General features: G+C 68.6%; 15 protein-coding genes, 2 pseudogenes and 1 riboswitch. Of the genes and pseudogenes, 5 read left to right on the plus strand and 12 right to left on the minus strand.

All coding sequences use genetic code 11. The features are described 5' to 3' along the window. Nucleotides 1–4: 4 nt before the first annotated feature. Both rsmD and AB0B25_RS08780 read right to left on the minus strand, forming a co-directional pair. On the minus strand, nt 5–610 hold the full coding sequence (rsmD, locus tag AB0B25_RS08775; RefSeq protein WP_357176528.1) for a 16S rRNA (guanine(966)-N(2))-methyltransferase RsmD: 606 nt from the start codon (nt 608–610) through the stop codon (nt 5–7). Continuing rightward, complete coding sequence (locus AB0B25_RS08780) at nt 607–4,011, minus strand: pyruvate carboxylase (RefSeq protein WP_357176785.1); 3,405 nt, start codon at nt 4,009–4,011, stop codon at nt 607–609. The genes rsmD and AB0B25_RS08780 overlap by 4 nt, the downstream gene beginning before the upstream one ends. 470 nt (nt 4,012–4,481) lie before the next feature. Then, a riboswitch (cobalamin riboswitch) is annotated at nt 4,482–4,655 on the plus strand. Nucleotides 4,656–4,824: 169 nt separating this feature from the next. Here AB0B25_RS08780 and metE point away from each other — a divergent pair. After that, nucleotides 4,825–7,092 (plus strand): 5-methyltetrahydropteroyltriglutamate--homocysteine S-methyltransferase, encoded by a 2,268-nt coding sequence (metE, locus tag AB0B25_RS08785; protein WP_357176530.1) that lies wholly within the window; start codon nt 4,825–4,827, stop codon nt 7,090–7,092. Nucleotides 7,093–7,597: 505 nt separating this feature from the next. On the opposite strand, the gene AB0B25_RS08790 is transcribed toward metE, so the two are convergent. After that, on the minus strand, nt 7,598–7,975 hold the full coding sequence (locus AB0B25_RS08790; protein ID WP_357176531.1) for a limonene-1,2-epoxide hydrolase family protein: 378 nt from the start codon (nt 7,973–7,975) through the stop codon (nt 7,598–7,600). A gap of 342 nt (nt 7,976–8,317) precedes the next feature. On the opposite strand from AB0B25_RS08790, the gene AB0B25_RS08795 reads away from it, so the two are divergent. Beyond that, nucleotides 8,318–9,739 (plus strand): short-chain fatty acyl-CoA regulator family protein, encoded by a 1,422-nt coding sequence (locus tag AB0B25_RS08795; protein ID WP_357176533.1) that lies wholly within the window; start codon nt 8,318–8,320, stop codon nt 9,737–9,739. A gap of 140 nt (nt 9,740–9,879) precedes the next feature. Here the strand turns inward: AB0B25_RS08795 and AB0B25_RS08800 are convergent. The 4 genes and pseudogenes from AB0B25_RS08800 to AB0B25_RS08815 form a co-directional block, all read right to left on the minus strand. Then, nucleotides 9,880–10,255: pseudogene (locus tag AB0B25_RS08800) on the minus strand (carbohydrate ABC transporter permease); the annotation flags it as partial. Further along, nucleotides 10,255–10,476: pseudogene (locus AB0B25_RS08805) on the minus strand (sugar ABC transporter substrate-binding protein); the annotation flags it as partial. The pseudogenes AB0B25_RS08805 and AB0B25_RS08800, both read right to left, overlap by 1 nt. 274 nt (nt 10,477–10,750) lie before the next feature. Continuing rightward, entirely contained in the window at nt 10,751–13,033 is a 2,283-nt protein-coding gene (recG, locus tag AB0B25_RS08810) for an ATP-dependent DNA helicase RecG (RefSeq protein ID WP_357176535.1), read from the minus strand. 3 nt (nt 13,034–13,036) lie between these two features. Continuing rightward, a complete protein-coding gene (locus AB0B25_RS08815; RefSeq protein ID WP_357176537.1) occupies nt 13,037–15,001 on the minus strand; it encodes a DAK2 domain-containing protein in 1,965 nt (654 codons plus the stop codon). A 285-nt stretch (nt 15,002–15,286) separates the two neighbouring features. Between AB0B25_RS08815 and rpmB the strand changes: the two genes are divergently transcribed. Both rpmB and AB0B25_RS08825 read left to right on the plus strand, forming a co-directional pair. Continuing rightward, complete coding sequence (rpmB, locus tag AB0B25_RS08820; protein ID WP_011210730.1) at nt 15,287–15,478, plus strand: 50S ribosomal protein L28; 192 nt, start codon at nt 15,287–15,289, stop codon at nt 15,476–15,478. Nucleotides 15,479–15,577: 99 nt separating this feature from the next. Beyond that, the gene (locus tag AB0B25_RS08825) at nt 15,578–16,216 is read left to right on the plus strand and encodes a GNAT family N-acetyltransferase (RefSeq protein ID WP_357176539.1); all 639 of its coding nucleotides are present in this window, start codon (nt 15,578–15,580) and stop codon (nt 16,214–16,216) included. Here the strand turns inward: AB0B25_RS08825 and AB0B25_RS08830 are convergent. Genes AB0B25_RS08830 through AB0B25_RS08845 form a run of 4 tightly spaced genes read right to left on the minus strand, consistent with a single transcriptional unit; the run spans nt 16,173 to nt 19,094 of the window. Continuing rightward, a complete protein-coding gene (locus AB0B25_RS08830; RefSeq protein WP_357176541.1) occupies nt 16,173–17,036 on the minus strand; it encodes an alpha/beta hydrolase in 864 nt (287 codons plus the stop codon). The two genes, AB0B25_RS08825 and AB0B25_RS08830, sit on opposite strands and share 44 nt — an antisense overlap. A gap of 56 nt (nt 17,037–17,092) precedes the next feature. Further along, nucleotides 17,093–17,335 carry a hypothetical protein gene (locus tag AB0B25_RS08835; protein ID WP_357176543.1) on the minus strand — a complete coding sequence of 81 codons (243 nt, stop codon included), beginning with the start codon at nt 17,333–17,335 and terminating at the stop codon, nt 17,093–17,095. Nucleotides 17,336–17,385: 50 nt separating this feature from the next. Then, nucleotides 17,386–18,069, minus strand: a complete 684-nt coding sequence (locus tag AB0B25_RS08840; protein WP_357176544.1) for a uracil-DNA glycosylase — start codon at nt 18,067–18,069, stop codon at nt 17,386–17,388. A gap of 11 nt (nt 18,070–18,080) precedes the next feature. Continuing rightward, nucleotides 18,081–19,094 (minus strand): thiamine-phosphate kinase, encoded by a 1,014-nt coding sequence (locus AB0B25_RS08845; RefSeq protein WP_357176786.1) that lies wholly within the window; start codon nt 19,092–19,094, stop codon nt 18,081–18,083. Between the two features lie 181 nt (nt 19,095–19,275). Here AB0B25_RS08845 and AB0B25_RS08850 point away from each other — a divergent pair, with 181 nt between their 5' ends. Then, nucleotides 19,276–20,148 (plus strand): DUF3515 domain-containing protein, encoded by an 873-nt coding sequence (locus AB0B25_RS08850; protein ID WP_357176546.1) that lies wholly within the window; start codon nt 19,276–19,278, stop codon nt 20,146–20,148. 37 nt (nt 20,149–20,185) lie between these two features. Here the strand turns inward: AB0B25_RS08850 and AB0B25_RS08855 are convergent, their stop codons facing one another. Further along, nucleotides 20,186–21,289, minus strand: coding sequence for a D-alanine--D-alanine ligase family protein (locus AB0B25_RS08855; RefSeq protein ID WP_357176548.1), 1,104 nt, complete (start codon nt 21,287–21,289; stop codon nt 20,186–20,188). Between the last annotated feature and the right edge of the window lie 54 nt (nt 21,290–21,343).

Here is a 21,343-nt window from a genome sequence, read left to right on the forward strand (position 1 = left end):
GACGCTAGCAGGACCGCGACGGATGGGCGGCGGTGGCCGGACCTGTAGCGGCGTCGAGTTCGAATTCCGCGAGATCCAGGCGGGTCTCGCCGTACCGGCGCGACTTCGCGGGGACGAACCCTGGGGGCCAGTCGATTTCGGAGGACCGCGCCGACCGCTCCAGCACGACGAGCGCGCCGGGATGCAGCCAGCCGCGCTCGGCCAGCGCCCACAGATCTGCCTGCACCGCCGCGGTCTCCATCGCGTAGGGCGGATCGGAGAAGACCACGTCGAAGGCTCCCGCACCCCCCGATTCCAGCACGCTCGCCACCGTCGCGATCCGCAACTGCGCACCGGGCAGTCCGAGGTCGGCGATATTGCCACGCACCACGGCGGCTGCTTTGCGGTCGGACTCGACGAGCAACGCGTGCTCGGCGCCACGCGACAGCGCCTCCAACCCCAGTGCGCCGGAACCCGCGTACAGGTCAAGGACGCGGGCTCCCGCGAAATCGATCCGGGCATCCAACGCGCTGAACAGCGCCTCACGCACCCGATCGGACGTCGGCCTGGTGCCTGCGGGCGGCACCCGCAAACGCCGCCCGCCCGCCGCACCGGCGACGATCCGCGTCATTCGGCGGGAGACTCGCGGACGGCCAGCTCGATCAGCAGATCGCCGCCTTCGACCTGCTGCACCGGACCGATCGCGACCCGACCGACGATGCCCGAGCGCGGCGCGGTGATCGCGGCCTCCATCTTCATCGCCTCGATGGTGCCGATGGTGTCACCCACCGCGACCGAATCGCCCTCGGACACGGCGAGAGTCACCACCCCCGCGAACGGGGCCGCGATGTGGCTCGCGTTGCCCTTGTCGGCCTTCTCCGCGGCCGGGACATCGCTGGCGATGGAACGGTCTCGCACAGCGACCGGACGCAGCTGCCCATTCAGAATGCACATCACGGTGCGCATACCGCGCTCGTCCGGCTCGGAGATCGCCTCCAGGCCGATGAGCAGCGTGACACCCTTCTCCAACTGCACGCGATGTTCCTCGCCGTGGCGCAGACCGTAGAGGAATTGGTTCGCCGACAAGCCGGAGGTGTCGCCGTACTTCTCGCGGTGCGCGAGGAACTCCGCGTTCGGGCCGGGGAACAGCAGGCGGTTCAGCGTGGCGCGCCGCTGCTGCGACGTACCCGCGAGCCCCGCCTCGTCCTCGGGACTCAGCGCCGTTTCCGGCTTCGCGGGCCCACGACCGGCCAGCGCCTTGCTCCGGAACGGCTCCGGCCATCCGCCCGCAGGGGTGCCGAGTTCGCCGCGCAGGAAACCGATCACCGAATCCGGGATGTCGTAACGACCCGGATCCTCGGCGAAGGCCTCGATGTCGACACCGGTGCCGACCAGCGCGAGCGCCAGGTCGCCCACGACCTTCGACGACGGCGTGACCTTGACGAGACGGCCGAGTAGCCGGTCCGCTGCGGCGTATTTTGCCTCTACCTCTTCGAAGCGGTCACCGAGCCCCAGCGCGATGGCCTGCTGCCGCAGGTTCGACAGCTGACCGCCGGGAATCTCGTGGGTGTACACCCGACCGGTCGGCGCCGGGAGCCCGGATTCGAAGGGCGCGTACACCTTTCGCAGCGCTTCCCAGTACGGCTCCAGATCGCAGACGTTCTGCAGGTTCAGGCCGGTGTCGTACTCGCCGTGCGCGGCTGCCGCCACAATCGCGGACAACGCGGGCTGACTGGTCGTTCCGGCCATCGCGGCACTGGCGCCGTCGACCGCGTCGGCGCCTGCCTGCCAGGCGGCCAGATAGGTGGCCAGCTGACCGCCGGGGGTGTCGTGAGTGTGCACGTGCACCGGGAGGTCGAAATTGTCCCGCAGCGCGGTGACCAGCTGGGCGGCGGCCGGAGCGCGCAACAGGCCCGCCATGTCCTTGATGGCCAGCACGTGCGCGCCCGCGTCGACGATCTGTTCGGCGAGCTTGAGGTAGTAGTCCAGCGTGTACAGCGACTCGTTCGGATTCGCCAGATCGCCGGTGTAGCTCATCGCGACTTCCGCGATAGCCGTCCCGGTCTCGCGCACCGCGTCGATGGCCGGGCGCATCTGGTCGACGTTGTTGAGCGCGTCGAAGATGCGGAAGATGTCGATCCCGGTGTCGGTGGCTTCCCGGACGAACGCCCGGGTCACCTGCTGCGGATACGGCGTGTAACCGACGGTGTTGCGCCCGCGCAGCAACATTTGCAGGCAGATGTTCGGCACCGCTTCGCGCAGCGCGGCCAGCCGCTCCCACGGATCCTCGTACAGGAAACGCAGCGCCACATCATAGGTCGCGCCGCCCCACGCCTCGATGGACAGCAACTCCGGCGTGAGCCGCGCGACATGTCCGGCGACCCCGAGCAGACCGTTGGTGCGGACCCGGGTGGCCAGCAGCGACTGGTGTGCGTCGCGGAATGTCGTGTCGGTGACACCGACCGCCGTCTGCTCACGCAGCGCCCGCGCGAAACCCTCCGGCCCGAGCCGCAGCAGCCGCTGCCGGGAACCGTCCGGCGGCGGCACGGTCAGATCGATGGGAGGCAACTTGTCATGCGGGTACAGCGTGGTCGGCCGCTCGCCGTGCGGCTTGTTGACCGTGATGTCGGCCAGATAGTTGAGGATCTTGGTGCCGCGATCGGCCGAGCCGCGCAGCGTGAGCAGCTGCGGACGCTCACCGATGAACGACGTGGTCACCCGGCCCGCCTTGAAATCGGGATCGTCGAGCACCGCGAGCAGGAACGGAATGTTGGTGGCCACGCCACGGATGCGGAACTCGGCAAGAGCGCGACTGGCCCGAGCCACCGCGGCGCCGAAATCGCGACCCCGGCAGGTGAGTTTCACCAGCATAGAGTCGAAGTAGGCGCCGATCTCCGCGCCCAGGTTCGCGCCGCCGTCGAGCCGGATGCCCGCACCGCCCGGCGTACGGTAGGCGGTGATCCGTCCGGTGTCGGGGCGGAATCCATTGGTCGGGTCCTCGGTGGTGATCCGGCATTGCAACGCGGCGCCGCGGATCGTGACCGAGTCCTGGCTCAGACCCAACTGCTGCAGGGTCTCCCCGGCGGCGATGCGCAACTGCGACTGCACCAGGTCGACGTCGGTGATCTCCTCGGTCACCGTGTGCTCGACCTGGATGCGCGGATTCATCTCGATGAAGACGTGGTTGCCGCGCTCGTCGAGCAAGAACTCGACGGTGCCCGCGCAGCTGTAGCCGATCCGCCGCGCGAAGGCCACCGCGTCGGCGCAGATGCGCTCACGCAGCGCCGGATCCAGATTCGGCGCGGGTGCGAGTTCGATCACCTTCTGGTGCCTGCGCTGCACCGAACAGTCCCGCTCGAACAGATGCATCACGTTGCCGTGCTGGTCGGCCAGGATCTGCACCTCGATGTGGCGCGGGTTCACCACTGCCTGTTCCAGGAAGACGGTGGGGTCGCCGAAGGCCGATTCGGCCTCGCGCGCGGCCGCCTCGATCGATTCGCGCAGATGCGCGGCGTCGGTCACCTGCCGCATGCCACGACCGCCGCCGCCCGCGACCGCCTTGACGAAGATCGGGTACTCCAGCTCGTGCGACGCGGCGATCAGTTCGTCCACATCCGCCGAGGGCGCACTGGACCGCAACACCGGCAGACCGGCCGCCTTGGCCGCCGCGATGGCGCGGGCCTTGTTACCCGCGAGTTCGAGCACCTCGGCGGACGGGCCGATGAACGTGATGCCCTCGCGAGCGCAGGCCGCCGCCAAGTCCGGGTTCTCCGACAGGAAGCCGTATCCCGGGTAGATGGCGTCCGCACCCGCCGATTTGGCCGCTTCGATGATGGCGTCGATGGAAAGGTAGGCCCGCACCGGGTGGCCGGCTTCGCCGATCTGATAAGACTCGGCCGCCTTGAGCCGGTGGACCGAGTTGCGGTCCTCGTAGGGGAACACGGCGACCGTCCCGATGCCGAGCTCGTAGGCCGCGCGGAAGGCCCGGATGGCGATCTCGCCACGGTTGGCAACCAAGACTTTCGAGAACATTGACCTAAGGTACCCGGCGCCATGTACAGCACCGACACAGAAGCCCCTTCGCGGCATTCCGCACACCGACCGCTTCCACCGCGAAGTCATGGTTACCTGGAGGACACCTCTGGCGAATCGCGCGCCGCTCGACCTCCAGCCAAGGCCCGGGACCACCACGCGCCACACGCCTGCCGACGAGTGGTACGAGCAGCGGTCCACGCCCTGCCCGAGCGGCGTCCATCGATGCTGACACCCCTAGGTCGTGCCAACGACGAGTTCGGAGGATCGAATCTCGGTGTCCGGGAAATTCCGGATTCGACATCGCGGATTTCTCTGGACGCCGGCTCGCGCCGACAAGCAGATATCCCGGCCGGTCGCCCACGAGCGGCGCGGCGCGTCCTATGCTGAAGGCGCAGCTGGTTCACCGGCGCACGACGAGTTGGAGCCCCGACGTCGCGCGACGGAGTCGAACTCGTTCGGGCGGAGACGTCCCGGGCGGGTGAGAGGGAACCCGGTGGGAATCCGGGACTGTCCCGCAGCGGTATGCAGGAACGACCGCCGTCACCAGGCACTGAGTTCACGAGCCGGAAGGCTCCGCGACTTGGGAAGCGACGGCCAGTAGGTCGGCCATCCGGCCGGTGCCAGCGAGTCCGAAGACCTGCCAGCCGTGCCGGGTACGCCGTACCCGGCGGCCACCGCCTCGTGGATTGGGCGCGGACCGCCAGCGCTGACGTGTCGGGCTCCCCCGCCGGGAATTTCTCCGGCATGTCGCATGGTTCTCCGCCTGCCCGTATGGCGATGGTTTTCGACCTCAGCAATGGAGAAACATCGTTGACTGTTTCACATCAGAAGCCGTTCACCGCAACAGTTCTCGGGCTACCTCGGGTGGGGCCGCGCCGTGAACTCAAGCGAGCGACCGAAGCCTACTGGGCGGGCCGGATCGGCGCCGACGAATTGCACGCTGTCGCACGCGACCTCCGGCACGCCCAGCTCACCGAGTTGCTCGCCGCGGGTCTCGACTCGATTCCGGTCGGCACCTTCTCCTACTACGACCAGGTGCTCGATACCGCTGTCCTGCTCGGCGCGCTGCCACCGCGGGTCGCTGGGATCACCGACCCGCTGGACCGGTACTTCGCCGCGGCGCGCGGCACCGACACCGTCGAACCGCTGGAGATGACGAAGTGGTTCGACACCAACTACCACTACCTGGTGCCGGAGATCGGACCGGAAACCCAGTTCTCGCTACACCCGGCGAAGCTCTTGGCGGAGCTGCGCGAGGCCGTCGCCGTTGGGGTGCCCGCGCGGCCGGTCGTGGTCGGGCCGATCACCTTCCTGAAGTTGGCGAAGGCGACCGGCAGCAACGTCGCGTCTCGGCTGACCGAGTTGCTCCCGCTATATCGCGAGCTGCTGCGTCTGCTGGCCGCCGAGGGTGCGCAGTGGGTACAGCTCGACGAGCCGGTAGTGGTCATGGACCTCAGCGCGGACGAGATCGATCTGGTACACACCACCTACGCCGAACTATCGGCGGCGACCGATCGCCCGGCGATCCTCGTCGCGACCTACTTCGGGCACCCGGATGCCGCACTCGCCGCGCTGGCCAGCACCGAGATCGAGGGCGTCGCGATCGACTTCACCGCTGGCACCGACGTTTCCGCGGTGGCGGCGGTGCCGGCTTTGGCAGGCAAACTGCTGGTGGCCGGCATCGTGGACGGCCGCAATGTGTGGCGCACCGACCTCGACCGCGGCCTGGCGACCCTCGGCACCCTGTTGGGATGCGCTGCGCACGTGGCGGTTTCGAGCTCGTGCTCGCTGCTGCACGTGCCCTACACACTGGCCGCCGAGACCCGGCTGGACGAGCGGCTGCGGTCGTGGTTGGCCTTCGGTGCGGAGAAGGTGGCCGAGGTCGGTCTGCTCGCGACCGGGCTGCGCGAAGGGACCGAGGCGATCGACGCCGAATTGGCCGCGGCGCGTGCGGCGCTGGACTCTCGGCACTCCGATCCGCGGCTGAACGATCCGCGGGTGCGGGCCCGGTTGGCCGGGCTCGGGCCGGAGTCGATCCGCCGTTCGCCCGCCGAGCTGCGCCGCGAACTGCAGCGCGATCGTCTGCGACTGCCCGCACTGCCCACGACGACGATCGGTTCCTACCCGCAGACCTCCGCGATCCGGTTGGCGCGGGCCGCGCTGCGCACGGGCGAGATCGACCAGGCCGAATACGTGCGGCGGATGCGCGCCGAGATCACGGATGTCATCGCATTGCAGGAGAAGCTGGGGCTGGACGTGCTGGTGCACGGCGAACCCGAGCGCAATGACATGGTGCAGTACTTCGCCGAGCAACTCGACGGGTTCGCGGCCACCGAACAGGGCTGGGTGCAGTCCTACGGCACCCGCTGCGTGCGCCCGCCGATCCTGTTCGGCGATGTGGCGCGACGGGAGCCGATGACCGTCGAGTGGATCGGCTACGCGCAGTCACTTACCGACAAGCCGGTCAAGGGAATGTTGACCGGTCCGGTGACCATTCTCGCGTGGTCGTTCGTGCGCGACGATCAGCCACTGGGTGATTCGGCACGCCAGGTGGCGCTGGCGATCCGGGACGAGACGGTGGATCTGCAGACCGCGGGCATCCGGATCGTGCAGGTCGACGAACCGGCGTTGCGCGAACTGCTTCCGCTGCGCACGGCCGATCAGCCCGCGTACCTGGAGTGGTCGGTGCAGTCGTTCCGGCTCGCGACCTCCGGGGTGTCGGATGCCACCCAAATCCACACCCACCTGTGCTATTCGGAATTCGGCGAGGTGATCGACGCGATCGCCGGACTGGACGCCGATGTCACGTCGATCGAAGCGGCGCGCTCACACATGGAGGTGCTCGACGATCTCAACGACGCGGGCTTCGACCTCGGCGTCGGACCTGGGGTGTACGACATCCACTCGCCACGGGTGCCCAGCGTGGAGGAGATCACCACGTCGCTGCGCGCGGCACTGAAAGCGGTGCCCGCCGAACGGCTCTGGGTGAATCCGGACTGCGGATTGAAGACCCGGGGGCCCGCCGAGGTGGAGGCATCGCTGCGCAACATGGTCGCCGCAGCGGCAGCCGTGCGCTGAATCCGTCCAGGTGATCGATGATCGGCGCCCCCTCGGGATCGGCGGATTCCGCGGGGGCGCCGATCGCTGAATCGGCCCGGTGGCGTTCACCCGGATTCCGGTTCGGGCCGGGTACCCTGGCGTCGCCGCGAGGTATACCGCTCACACGGTTCCTCCCGCCGCGTCACCGGCAGAATCCGCGATCGCGAACGCATTCCCCTCCGCCAGGCGGTATGACACCCGGAGCAACGTTCCATCGGTAACCCCTCCTTGCACGCAGTGCGCGACTTATCTTCCCCACTCACCTCTTTCGACGCGCACTCCCCCGATTCGGTTCCCGACCTCACCATGTTTTTGCCGGACACCGATGTCGCTGCGGCCGAGCAGCTTCCGATGCCATGCCGACCGACCGCCGACGCGAAGAACCGAGATCGTCGGCTGAACTGGCTGAACCGTCCTGGAGCAGGAGCTGTGCTTGCCGCATTGCTCCGCCGAGGATGAGGACGCGCTGCTCGACTGATCCGCACTATCCGTCGAAGGCGCGGTTGATGGCGGCCATGTCGAAGTAGTCACGCCAGATGCTGATGACGCCGTCGCTGACCTCGAAGAAACCCATGACCCGCAGCGGGGTGACACGGTCCGCGCCGCGCAGGGTGTCGGTGCGTTCGTTCATGACCACCGCGCCAGCAGCCACCTGGTGGTGGATGTCGATGTCGATGGCATCGAAGGTGGCACGGAATTCCGCGATGAAGTCGCGGATGGCGGCGCGTCCGACGATGGGTTCCATCGGGATGTTGTGGTAGACGGCGTCTTCGGCGAAATACGCGCTGATCCGATCGGGATCGGTATCGGGGTCCGACCAGCTGCGGCACATCGCGCGTACGACTTCATCCGGGGTCGACATTGATTTGGCTCACTTCCTGCTGCCGAGAGGAGGCCGGACCGCGTCGTCCGCCAGCCCCAGATTGAAGCAAGTAATCACCCGGCAGGGAAGGGATGCGCCGAGGCATCATTCCGATACCTACGGATCGACCGCACCGCGCGGTGGCTGACCACGCGGTCCTGCCGCGACACGCCGGAGCACTCCGGCAACGGCCGGATCAACGCGGGCGAGTCCGCGAGATAACCGCCCACTTCGCATGCTACGCACAGCAGTCCCCGCGAAAGACCGTGCAGAAGTACATTCCTTTGGAAAGAACTCGCCATTTTGCGATGATTGCGAATTCGCACAGCTACCATCGTGCACGTGCGCAAGATGTACGCGGGTGCCCGACTTCGGCGGTTGCGCGAAGAGCGCAGGCTGACCCAGGCAGCCCTGGCGAAATCGCTGGACCTGTCGCCCAGTTACCTCAATCAGCTCGAACGCGACCAGCGGCCGCTCACCATTCCCGTACTGCTCAAACTCAATTCCACCTTCGACCTCGACGTCCAGTTCTTCGCCACCGATTCGGACGCGCGCCTCATGTCCGACTTGCACGAGGTGCTGGTGGACACCGCAGGCGGACACGCCGCGCCGTTGACCGAGGTGGAAGAGCTGGCGACCCGCCAGCCGGAGGTCGCCAGGATCGTCGTGGCGATACACCGGCGACTCCGCGCCGCGACCGATCAGCTCGACCTGCTGTCGGCACGGGTGTCCGCGCCCGCGGGCGCGCCGGGCTTGCCCATGCCGTATGAGGACGTCCGGGACTTCTTCTACGACCACCACAACCACATCCCGCAACTGGATATCGCGGCCGAGCAACTGTTCGAGAACTCCGGCCTCTCCATCGGCTCGCTGGACCGCCAACTCGCCCGAATAGCCGAAGAACGAGCCGGGGTCACGGTTCTCGTCCGCGGCGACGGCGCGGACCCGACCATCCCGAAACGGCACTATGACCCGGAGAGTCGCACGCTGACCCTGGCCAGGCGGTTGCGTCCCGGCCAGCGCGCGTTCCAGATCGGCGCCACCCTGGCCTCCCTGCTGTACCGTGCCGAGCTGGACGGGGTACTCGCCGAAACCCCCTCGCTCAGCGGTGAATCCCGCACCCTCGCCCGCATCGGACTGGCCAACTACTTCGCCGGTGCGCTCGTGCTGCCCTATGGACGATTTCTGCGGTCGGCCGAGGAACTGCACTACGACATCGACCTGCTCGGCCTGCGTTTCGAGGTCGGCTTCGAGACGATCTGTCATCGGCTCAGCACCCTGCAGCGGCAGGGGCAGCGCGGCGTTCCGTTCTTCTTCGTCCGCACCGACCGCGCAGGGAACATCTCCAAGCGTCAGTCCGCCACCGCCTTCCACTTCTCCCGCGTGGGCGGTAGCTGCCCGCGGTGGGTGGTGCACGAGGCATTCGAGCACCCCGGCCGGATCCTCACCCAGGTGGCCGAGATGCCGGACGGACGGCGCTATCTGTGGATCGCCCGCACCGCCATGACCGCACCGCACGGGTTCGGCACCGCGACGAAGAATTTCGCGATCGGCCTCGGCTGCGATATCGAATACGCCGAGCGCCTGGTCTATTCGGCCGGGCTGCAGCCGGACGATCCGGCCGCGGCTGTACCGATCGGCGCAGGCTGCAAGGTCTGCGAACGCCCCGCATGCGCGCAACGCGCCTTCCCCCACGTCGGCAGCCCACTCGCGGTCAACGAGAACACCAGCACCGACCTCCCCTATCCCCGCGGCGGACGCTGAACCCGGTGTCTCCGTCCACATCCAACAGACCACCGCTGCCCACTCTGCGCGGAGCCTTCGCACGAGCGCCGTCGAATGGCGGTCGTCATGCGGGATCACAACAGCCATGGCACTGCGTTCAGCGAGCGAGTGGGCTGCTGTCAGCGTCCACCGAGTCCCATTGTGGCGATTCCGCGCAGGAATGCTCGTTGGGCGATGGCGTACACGATGACCAGCGGCAGCAGGATCAGTATCGACGCTGCCATCAGCACCGGCCACTTGGACACGTATTGGCCTCGCATCCAGACCAGTCCGAGTGAGTGTGCCGATGCTTTTCTGTTGCACCATCACCAGCGGCCACAGGAAGTCGTTCCACACGTTGACCCAGGTGAGTACCGCGAGCACCATGGCCGCGGGCTTGGCGTTGGGCAGCAGAATCCGCCAGTAGATCTGCCACGGTGAGCAGCCGTCTATGACCGCCGCTTCCTCGAGATCCTTGGGGAGAGCGCGGAAGAACTGCCGCATGAGATAGGTGCCGGTCCGGACAATACTGTGCGCACGTTGATGTCAGGATGTCTGCGCTGGAACTCGTCGATGATCCGTGTCCGACCTTTCACCTCTTCCGGATTGGCCTGGAAGAAGAACGTCAGCGCGTCGCCATCGTCGGCACAACTCGCCGTCGGCAGTGCGAGTGCCGCGGCGCCGAGCGCACCCGCACCACGCAACAAGGTTCGCCGCCCGAACGGCTTGTCGACCATGGGACTCCCGATTTTCGCGACGGCTGGACCCGCCCAGTACCTGCGTGTCGGTTCGGTGAGCAACGTACCGCTGATCGACGGCAGGCTCAATCGTTTCAGAGCTGCCGACGCTTGGAGCAACTCCGCGACGACGCGTCGAAAACAGGTGCCGCCCAAGGCCATCACAGACAGGCGTAGCCGGCAGCGAGTGCACGCCCGCCCCACTGCCGAACGCGGTGGGCGAAGGTCCGTGGACCGTCGACCGATCGATGAGCCGCGCGGCGGAGATCCTCGGTCAGGATTTGGCCAGATACTCCAGGCGTTCGGAGTCGACGGCGGCGTGCATCATGCCCGCGAGGCCGGGGTGCTGCCGCAGGCCGGGGTCGGCTTCCACCACGTCGCGGGCGAATTCCTGGGCGGCGGTGATGACATCGAGGTCATCGAGCAGCGAGAGCAGGCGCAGTGAGCGGGCGGTGCCGGACTGGGCGGCGCCGAGCACGTCGCCCTCGCGGCGGGTACGCAGGTCGAGAACCGCCAGTTCGAAACCGTCGGTGGTGGCGGCCACCGCGTCCAGCCGCGCCATCGCAGAACCGCCGGGCGCGGCATCGGTGACCAGCAGGCACAGGCCAGGATGCTCGCCCCGGCCGATCCGGCCGCGCAACTGGTGCAGTTGGCTGACGCCGAACCGGTCCGCGTCGACGATCACCATCACCGTCGCGTTCGGCACGTCGACGCCGACCTCGACCACCGTCGTGCAGACCAGCACGTCCACCGATCCGTCGTTGAACGCGCGCATCACCTGGTCTTTCTCGTCGGCGGGCAGTCTGCCGTGCAGCAGGCCGACCCGAACGCCGGACAGCGGGCCGGCGCGCAGCATCTCGAACACGTCGAGTACCGCCTGCGTGGTCGGGCCCTCTTTCGCGTCGTCGCCCGGCTTCGACCGCCGATCGCGCGACTTACCGGAACTCTCCTCGTCCTCGCCGATCCGCGAGCACACCACGTAGGCCTGGCGGCCTGCGCCCACCTCCTCCACAATCCGCTCCCACGCGCGGTCGACCCAATTCGGATGCCGCCTGCGTGGCACGACCTTCGACGTGATCGGCGAACGCCCCTTGGGCAATTCGGTCAGCGTAGAGGTCTCCAGATCGCCCAGGGTGGTCATCGCGATCGTGCGCGGGATCGGCGTCGCGGTCATCACCAACAAGTGTGGGGCGCTGTCCGCCGCGGCCTTGGCGCGCAGGGCGTCACGCTGCTCGACACCGAAACGGTGCTGCTCGTCGACCACCACCATGCCGAGATCGAAGAAGTCGACGTTGTCCTGGATCAGCGCGTGCGTGCCGATCACGATGCCCGCCTCCCCCGTCACCGCCTCGAGCAGCGCGGCCTTCTTGGCCGACGCGGTCATCGACCCGGTGACCAGCACCACCCGGGTCGCGTTGTCGGCCGCGCCGAGCTCGCCCGCGGCGCCCAGTTCGCCGAGCATGCCGCGCAGCGACCGGTAGTGCTGTGCGGCAAGCACTTCCGTCGGCGCGAGCAGGGCGCACTGCTGTCCCGCGTCGACCACCTGCAGCATGGCGTGCAGGGCCACGATCGTTTTACCGGAACCGACCTCCCCCTGCAGCAACCGATGCATCGGCTGCGTGCGGGCCAGATCGGCGGCGATCTCGCCGACCACCTGCCGCTGGCCCGCGGTGAGTTCGAACGGCAGCCGCCGGTCGAACGCGGCGGCGATGCCGTCGGTGCGCGGCGGGCAGGCCCGCGCGGCCCGGCCGGACACCTCGTGGCGCCGCTCGGCCAGCACCAGTTGCAAGGCCAATGCCTCGTCGAAACGCAGCCGCTGTTCGGCCTGGTCGATGTCGGACTTGCGGTCGGGTAGGTGGATCAGGCGCAGCGCGTCCGACACCGGCAGCAGCGCGCGTTCGGCCCTGACCTGCTCCGGCAGCGGGTCCTCGATCGGGTCGAGCTGGTCGAGCACCTGACGAACGCACGCGAGGACGTCCCAGCTCTGCACCTTCGCCGTCGCCGGATACACCGGGATGAACTCCCGTTCCATGAACGAGCTGTCCACTCCGCCCGCGCCTTGCGCGCTCTGTGCGAGACCGCGCAAGTCGCCGCCACCACGCACCCTGGTGAGTGCGCCGACCGATTCGTCGCCACCGTCGGCCTCGGGCAGCATCAGGTAACCGGGGTGACTCAGGTTCCAATGGCCGGGACGCCAATAGGTCACGGTGCCCGACATCATCGCCCGGAGACCCTCGCGGACAACGTATTTCACCTTGTCACCGTGGAAGAAGGTGACGTCGACGCCGCGCCCGGAACCGGTGTCGAGAACCACTTTCAGCAGCGAACCGCGACGGTTGCGCATCGGCCGCAGTTCGGCCTTGGTGATGCGGCCGATGACAGTGATGTGCGTACCGTCCTCGGGAGCCTCCTCGGTGAGCGGCTGCCCCTGGGTCGCGTAACGCAGCGGGTAATGCCGCAGCAGGTCCTCGACCGTCTGCATGTCGAAGGCGTCCGCCAGCGAGGCGGCCGCCTTCACGCCCAAGATATGGTCGAGCCGATCGCTCAGTGTCGCCATGCCCTACTCCACTCCGATCTGCACCAGGTCGACGCGCTGTCCACCGGAATACACGATCACCTCGACACCGGGAAAGCCCTGTGCGATATGCGCGGCGAGTTCAGTGCCGAGCCCGTCCGGCGCCGTCGCCCCCATCAACAAGGTGACCAGCTCGCCGCCGACGGCGAGCATTCGATCCAGCAGCATCGGGCCGGCCGCGCGGACGTCGCGATCGATGACGACCACGTCGTGGCCGACCAGGCCGAGCCCGTCACCCGGCGCACAGGTGCCGACCATGGTGAGCGCGCGCTGCGTGGCGGCGCGCAGCGATCCCCAGCGTGTGGTGGCGGCAGCCTCCGACATGGCGAAGGCATCGTCCACCGCGATCCGTTCCCGATCGTGTACGGCCAGCGCGGCGAGCCCCTGGACGACGGACGCGCTCGGCAGCAGAAGCACGTCTCGGTGCGCGTCGCGCGCTGCGACGCCGACCGCTACCAGCTCGTGTGCGGGGAGCGCGCCGTTCGGCAGGACCAGGACTTCTCGGTTCGGCATCCGTCGGATCGCCGCGAGCAACGTCTGCGCGGTGACCGGCTCCTCGCCGCCGAGCACCACGGCGCCCGCGTCTTCGAACAACGTCGCGGCGCCCTCTCCTGCCGCCACGGCGATGATTCCGCGGTCCGCCGCGGCCGCCGAGGTCGCCGCGGCGCCGGGCACGGCGAGGGCACCCGCGACCACATCCCCCGAACCGGGCAGCGCCGGTCCAGACCCCGAAGTCGCGGCGACAACAGCTTCGGCGGCGTCGACCTGATCGGCATCCGGCTCGGCCGATCGCTGATCCCGCGCGTCCGCGCCGGCGGGGTGCGCGACGTGGATGTCTGCGCCGACGTTCTTGCCGCGGCACGAGACGAGGACATCGGCGCCGGCCAACCCGTTGTGGCCCCGTCCTCGGACACGGATCGGGGCGTCCGCACCGTGCCCGGGGCCGGATTCGTGGTACGCGGCGAGCGTGAAACTCTCGATGCGGAGGCGACTGAGGGTTCCCGCCGCGATACCGGCTTCCACCGCGGCGCCGGCATCCGCGCAGTGCACGTGAACCGACCACCAACGGCCGCCGTCTCCGACGACCGCGACCGAGTCGCCCAGTTTGCCCAGGCGTGTCTGCAGTGCCGCGACCCTCGACGCGTCGGTGTCGGCGAGCAAGTACATCACTTCGTACCGCGGCTCGGCGACCGGACGATCATCGTCGTCGTACGCCGAACGGTCATCGTCGTACGCCGGGCGAACCGCGTCCGGCACGCGCCGGGCGTACTCCGGTCGTGCGGGCACTTCGCCGAGGGTCACCGCGACCAGACTGTCCAGCAGTACGACCAGCCCGCGGGCGCCCGCGTCGACGACCCCGGCATCGCGCAGCACGCCGAGCTGGGAAGGTGTGTCTCCGAGCGCTTTCACAGCGCCGTCGGCCGCGGCCAGCGCCACGCCGGCGAGCGTCACATCCATGCAGTCCGACGCGCACCTGGACGCGCGGTCCAGGACGGTGAGGATGGTGCCTTCGATCGGCACGCTCAACGCGGCGCGCACCAGCGCCGAGGCACGGGTGAGCGCGACACGCAGGGTGTCCGCCGTCAACGGCCCGTCGCGTACCGCGTCGGCGATACCACGCAACACCTGGGAGATGATGATGCCGGAATTACCGCGGGCGCCGACCGTGGCGCCGTGTGCCATCGCGGCGGCGACGGTGTGGGCCGGCGCTCCACCGGCCTGCGTGCCCGCCGCGAACACGGCCACTTCCGCTGCCGCGACCGCGGCGCGCAGGGTGGCCAGCAGATTGGTCCCGGTGTCGGCGTCCGGGATGGGGAAGACATTGAGTGCGTTGATCTCCTGGCGCCGAGTTTCCAGACCCTCGAGGCAGGCTCGACCCCAGCGCAGCAACGCCGTGCCGTCCATCACCTCCCGTACGTCGGGCACTGTCACCTCTCTCCCGTCAGCCACCTCCAGACCATCACCGTTCGCCAGGTTAGCGGGCGCGGCCGACAGTGAGCGCGAGATGCCCAGCCGCTGAACCACGGAGCTCCAGCGGCCGTTCCGAGCCTCGTTTCCGAGGGACCGGTTTGGTGAATCAGGACCCGCACAGCTACCCTTGCAGGGTTGCCCAGCGGGGTCGTCAACGGTCTGCGCAGGTCGACATCGTCGACCGGGTACATCACGACATTGTTTCCGGACATGCCGCACCGCGCGTGCTGCGGTCCCCACCATGACATGAAGGAGTTCGCGACTATGGCTGCCGTCTGCGACGTCTGCGCCAAGGGCCCCGGCTTCGGGAAGTCGGTCTCGCACTCGCACCGGCGCACCAACCGTCGCTGGAACCCGAACATTCAGACCGTGCGGGCGCAGGTCGCGCCGGGCAACACCCGCCGCATGAACGTGTGCACCTCCTGCCTGAAGGCAGGCAAGGTCGTCCGCGGCTGATCGGCCCGGCCGACCGGTACTACCGACACACGCCCCGGCACCTTCCACGGTGGTCCGGGGCGTAGTCATGACCATGGTCGTTCGGCGAGCGTGGTCGGTATGACCGAGGCTCCATGGCGCATCCTGCGTCTGGTTGCCAGGCATACGCGCAGCCTCGCGGAATGCCACATCGCCTGCTGGCGCGAGGCGTACCAGGACCTGGTTCCCGCACATGTGCTCGGCGCGTTCGATATCGAGCGCCGGACCGAGCAGTGGGAACGCGACCGGGTCCGCTACCCCGATCGCACACATGTCGCGATCGCCGACGACATCGTGATCGGCTTCGTCAGTGTAGGCCCGTCCCGCGACGCGCACCCCAGAACTCCGTGGGAACTCCATGCGATGTACGTGCGCTCCACGTGGCACGGCACCGGCGTCGCGGACGATCTGATCCACGTCGCGCTCGACCCGTCCACGCCGTACTCGCTCTGGGTCTTCGAGCAGAACCCGCGGGCGCGGGCGTTCTATCGCAGACATGGTTTCGCGCTGGATGGCGCGCGCAGGGCGGAGTTTTTCACGGGCACGGTCGAGGTGCGCATGGTGCGCGATCCGGTTGCGCACAGCAACTGCGCCCGCGCCGAAGGCGCGGCGGATCCGCGTCAAGATGCAGACCGCAATCTCCGCCGAGCGACACCTGGACTCGGCGGACGTCGCGTCATTCCCGGGTCGAGAGCACGAATTTCGCCACCGCGTCGGTGAACGCGTCGTTGTCGTCGCCTGCCGCGGTATGTGCGGCGCCGCCGATCTCGACAAGTCGTGCGTGCGGCACCAGTCGCTGGAACGCCTGAGCTCCTTCGGCGCTCACCACATCCGACCGCATGCCACGCACCAACAGCACCGGGATGGTCAGCAGACCCGCCGCGGTCTCCATCTGCTCGATCATCACCGACGTTTTCTCGCCCCGGTCGGCGAGCATGTCCGGATCCCAGTGCCAATACCAGCGACCGCCGCGCGCGCGTAAGTTCCGCAGCAGCCCGGTGGTGTCCTTCGGGCGCGGACGATGCGGCATATACTCGGCGACCGCGTCGGCCGCCTGTTCGAGGCTGTCGAAACCCTCGCGGTGCTTGCCGAGGAACTCGATCACCCGCGCGACACCCGCCGGCTCCGGTCGGGTGACGATATCGACGAGCACCAGGGCACTGATCGCCTCCCCGCCGGACGCCGCGGTCGCCAGCAATCCGGTCATCCCGCCCATGCTGGCGCCGACCACCACGGCGGGTGCTCCGAGCTGTTCGAGCACGAGTATCAGATCCCGCACCATGGTGTCGCGTCGATAATCGCGGTCGGGTGCCCACTGGCTGTCGCCGTGCCCACGCGTGTCCAGCGCGACCACTCGCATTCCTGACGCACCGAGGCGCGCACCGGTCTGTTTCCATGAGTGCCGGGTCTGGCCGCCCCCGTGCAGAAAAACGACGAGCGGGCCGTCGATCGGGCCGAACTGATCGGCGGCCAGCTCGATTCCGCCCGAACCGCGCAGCCGCAGCCGCAGCGGTTCGAGAAGATTGTTCGCATTACTCACGATCTGAGGATCGCACAGCGCCGGTCGGCACCGATGTGAGCCTCACGAATCGAAGGTCAGCAGCCGAGATTACCCACGAAGAACAGACACGCGATCTTGGAGTTCACCGACGCGGAGATGGTAGACGAACCGGTCGATGTGTATTCCTCGGCGACCGGCGCCGAGGTGGTGGTTTCCGTGGCGGGTTCCAGCCGCAGCGGAGCCGCGCCTGCCACGGCGGCGCCGCTGGTCAGCGCGGCGCAGACAGCCAGGGTGGCGGTGGTACCGCGCAGGCCGCCACGGACAGAGGTGTTGTGCATGGAAAAGCTCCTCACTCGATATCTCGGTCGATCACACACAGACGCCCGACTCAGGGCAGGCGCCAGTCAACCGGTTCGGCCCCCAGTTCGTCGAGTAGTTCGTTCACTCGCGAGAAGGGGCGGGAACCGAAGAAACCGCGCGACGCGGACAACGGCGACGGATGCGCGGACTCGATGTACGGAATCTCGGCCTCGGCAAGCTGCGGCTTCAGCGTCCCCGCGTCTTTGCCCCATAGGATCGCCACCAGCGGCTCGTCCCTGGCGACCAGGGCGCGAATCGCCTGTTCGGTGACCGCCTCCCAGCCCTTGCCGCGATGCGAGGCGGGCTGGCCGGGCGACACCGTGAGCACTCGGTTCAACATCAGCACGCCCTGGTCCGACCACGGACTCAGGTCGCCGCAGGACGGCGTCGGATGGCCGAGGTCCTTGCTGTACTCCGCGAAGATATTCGCCAGGCTGCGCGGAATCGGCGACACATCGGGCGCGACCGAGAAGCTCAGTCCCATCGGGTGGCCAGGCGTCGGGTAGGGATCCTGACCCACGACGAGCACCCGCACCGCGTCGAACGGACGCTGGAAAGCACGCAACACATTCTCACCGGACGGTAGGTAGCCACGGCCCGCCACGTTCTCGGCCCGCAGAAAATCTCCCATGGCGGTGATTCGCTCCGTCACCGGCTCGAGTGCCTTCGCCCATCCCGGATCCATGATTTCGAACAATGGTTTCGCGCCCATGACCGCACAACCTATCGTGGTTCACCCTCCGATGCCGATTCCGCCCCACGGAACGATTCCCACCCACCATCGCCCGTCGGCGCCACGCCGTCGACGGTGACCCCGTGACCGGCGACAACCCGCCCGATCACGACCCATCCGGCGGGCAGGTCGCGCCCCGGCGCCCACGTCCCGACGAAGGCGTGATCCTCGCCTCCGGTCAGAATCCATTGCGCCGCATCGGCATCCAGTAGCGCAGCGATCCGTTCCAGCGCCGGGTCACGCAACCGTGCCGAATCCAGATCGATGGCGACGCCGGAGGCGACCGCGATATGGCCCAGATCGGCGAGCAGGCCATCGGACACGTCCGTCAGCGCGTGCGGCCCAGCTCCCGACCGGACCGGCGGCACGTCCGGGCGATCGACCGCCTCGCGGTCCAACGCGTCCAGCACAGCCGCATACGGCGGCTGCGGAACTCGGTGGGCGGCACGTGCTTCCGCGAGATCTGCGCTGGCAACGTCGGCGGTGAAGGCCGCGAGTCCCGCGGCCGACCAGCCCAGACGGCCCGCGACCGCAACCGTATCGCCCACGCGCGCACCGGCTCTCGTGCTCGGCGCTCTGCCGCCGAGGTCGCCGAAAGCGGTCACCGAGATGACCAGATCGCGGCTGCGAACCAGGTCACCGCCCGCGATGGACGCGCCCGCGCGCGCGGCCTCGGCCCACATTCCGTCCGTGAGGCCGTCGACCAGCTCGAGCGGCGTGTCGGCCGGGCAGCCGAGTGCGACGACGAACGCGGTCGGCGCCGCACCCATGGCGACGACGTCCGCGGCGTTCTGGGCGATCGCCTTGCGGCCGATATCCTCGGGGCTCGACCAGTCCAGCCGGAAATGCCGATCCTGCACGAGCATGTCGGTGGTTACCACGAACCGACCGTCCGGCGCGGCCACCACGGCCGCGTCGTCGCCGGGGCCGAGCAGGACGTCCTCGGTCTGTACCCGACCGGCGTTGATGCGGTCGATCAACGCGAACTCTCCCAGTTCACGCACCGTCCTCGGGCCCGTGTTCTCGCTGATGACCAGTCCTTTCAGGTGCGCCGCTCGCTGCAATCGGCCCGACGGTACCCTTTCCAGGGCACTCGAGTACCACCGGGCCGGTCCAGTGTGCCGCCGCCTTCCCGCGGCCCTGCCGACCGGCGCCGTTCAGCGTGAGCAGGAAGGATCGGTGAGCATGACGGCGGATTCGTCGGACCGCGACTCGGCGAAGGACGAGCGACCCGCGGACTCCGCGTCCAGTGCTGGTGCCAGCGGATCCGAGCGAAACGATGGTCCGGCTGCGCGGAACGTCGGCGTCGACGACGCGGACGCGACCACCGGCCCTGCCGAGGCCGGCGCCTCGGACGCCGACGGGCCGAGTTCGACTGCCGACACCACCGACACGGGCACAGCTGCGACCGTTCCGGACACCGGCCTCGCGCCCGAGGGAACCGAAGCCACGAACCCGGATGCGACGCGGGCCGAACCCGACGCCACGTCGAAACCCTCGGCGGGCGACGACATTTCGCCCGAGCACCAGTACTCCCCAGCCCTCATCGCCACCGCCGTCGCGCTTCCCGTCGTGCTGGTTGTCGCGGTACTCGTGGCCGCCGTGCTGGCGCACCGTGCCCCGGTCGAGCGCGAACACCTGGTCCTCGGTCCGGTTCCCGCCCCTGCCGCCGACGGCCCCGCCTGTACCGCGCTGCTGCCCGCGCTGCCCGCGCAGCTGGGCGAGTTCACCAAGTCGACCCTGGTCGAACCCGCGCCGCCCGCTACTCGCGCATGGCAGCGCGCAGCCGGTGGCGACGCCATCGTCCTGCGCTGCGGCCTGGACCGCCCGTTGGAGTTCAACCGGGCCTCGCCGCTACAGATCGTGAATGGCGTCCAGTGGTTCGAAGCCCGCGACCGAGCCGCGACAGCGAGCACCTGGTTCGCGGTCGACCGGGCGACCTACGTTGCCCTGACCGTCCCCGACGGCTCCGGTCCGACCCCCTTGCAAGAGGTCTCCGACACCATCACCACCACACTCCCCGCTCAGTCGATCGACCCGGGTCCGCTACCCAACTGACCCGGCGTCGCGGCCGGTCCCACCGGTGATCCCGGTCTCAGCGCAGACCGGTGCCCCGCGCGAGGGCGGTGTCGATCAGGGTGGCGACCAGCGCGGGAAGGTCGACGCCGGTGGCCTCCCACATGCGCGGGTACATGGAGATCGCCGTGAAGCCGGGCATGGTGTTGATCTCGTTGATCACCGGACCCTGCTCGGTCACGAAGAAGTCGACGCGCGCCAGGCCCTGACAATCGAGCGCCTGGAAGGCACGGACGGCCAGTTCTCGGATCCGGTCGGAGACCTCGTCGTCCAGCTTGGCCGGAATATCGAATTCGCAGACGTCGTCGAGGTATTTGGTGTCGAAGTCGTAGAACTCGGGGCTCTCGGCCATGGTGTCCTGCTCCGGCATCCGAATCTCCGCGATGACGCTCGCCGCGACTCGCCCGTCCGGGAATTCCAGAACGCCGCATTCCACTTCGCGTCCGACGATGCCCGCCTCCACGATCACCTTCGGATCGTGCGCGCGCGCCGCCGCGATCGCCGCGTCCAGCTCGCTCCAGTCGGTCACCTTGGTGATGCCGATCGACGATCCGCCGCGCGCGGGCTTGACGAACACCGGCAGCCCGAGCCGCGACCGGTCCGCGTCGGCGAGCGTCGCGGTGCCCGGCCGGAGCACCACCTGGGTACCGATCGGAAGTTCTTCGGCCGCGAGCAACTTCTTGGTGAACTCCTTGTCCATGCCCGCCGCGCTGGCCAGCACGCCGGGTCCGACATACGGGACCCCGGCGAGCTCGAGCATCCCCTGCAGCGTCCCGTCTTCGCCGAACGGCCCGTGCAGGATCGGGAAGACCACATCGACGGTGCCCAGTGCGGCGCCGGGATCGTCGAGCGCGATCAACGCCCCCGAGCGGCTCGGGTCGGCGGCCAGCATCAGCACGGTCCCGCCCGCGTCCACCGAGGGCAGGGCACGGTCGTGGATGCCGAGCCCGGCCACGTCGGAGCTGTCCAGGACCCAGCTGCCCTGCGGGGTGATGCCGATCGGGACCACCTCGTACTTCGTCGGATCGAGACTCCGCAGCACACTGCCGGCCGAAACGCACGACACGGCGTGCTCGTTACTGCGCCCGCCGAACACCACAGCCACCCTGATCCGGTTCGTCATGCCCCGAACCGTACCCGTTTCGGTGCCAGAGTCCGCTGCTGACCATCCCGGCGA

Source organism: Nocardia sp. NPDC049190 (genome assembly GCF_040648115.1).
Taxonomy (GTDB): domain Bacteria; phylum Actinomycetota; class Actinomycetes; order Mycobacteriales; family Mycobacteriaceae; genus Nocardia.

Coding starts and splice junctions, on each gene's coding strand:
- recG (WP_357176535.1), bottom strand. CDS start 13,033: ATGGCGACACTGAGCGATCGGCTCGACCATATCTTGGGCGTGAAGGCG.
- AB0B25_RS08850 (WP_357176546.1), top strand. CDS start 19,276: ATGACGGCGGATTCGTCGGACCGCGACTCGGCGAAGGACGAGCGACCC.
- AB0B25_RS08840 (WP_357176544.1), bottom strand. CDS start 18,069: ATGGGCGCGAAACCATTGTTCGAAATCATGGATCCGGGATGGGCGAAG.
- AB0B25_RS08855 (WP_357176548.1), bottom strand. CDS start 21,289: ATGACGAACCGGATCAGGGTGGCTGTGGTGTTCGGCGGGCGCAGTAAC.
- rsmD (WP_357176528.1), bottom strand. CDS start 610: ATGACGCGGATCGTCGCCGGTGCGGCGGGCGGGCGGCGTTTGCGGGTG.
- AB0B25_RS08825 (WP_357176539.1), top strand. CDS start 15,578: ATGACCGAGGCTCCATGGCGCATCCTGCGTCTGGTTGCCAGGCATACG.
- AB0B25_RS08780 (WP_357176785.1), bottom strand. CDS start 4,011: ATGTTCTCGAAAGTCTTGGTTGCCAACCGTGGCGAGATCGCCATCCGG.
- AB0B25_RS08790 (WP_357176531.1), bottom strand. CDS start 7,975: ATGTCGACCCCGGATGAAGTCGTACGCGCGATGTGCCGCAGCTGGTCG.
- AB0B25_RS08835 (WP_357176543.1), bottom strand. CDS start 17,335: ATGCACAACACCTCTGTCCGTGGCGGCCTGCGCGGTACCACCGCCACC.
- rpmB (WP_011210730.1), top strand. CDS start 15,287: ATGGCTGCCGTCTGCGACGTCTGCGCCAAGGGCCCCGGCTTCGGGAAG.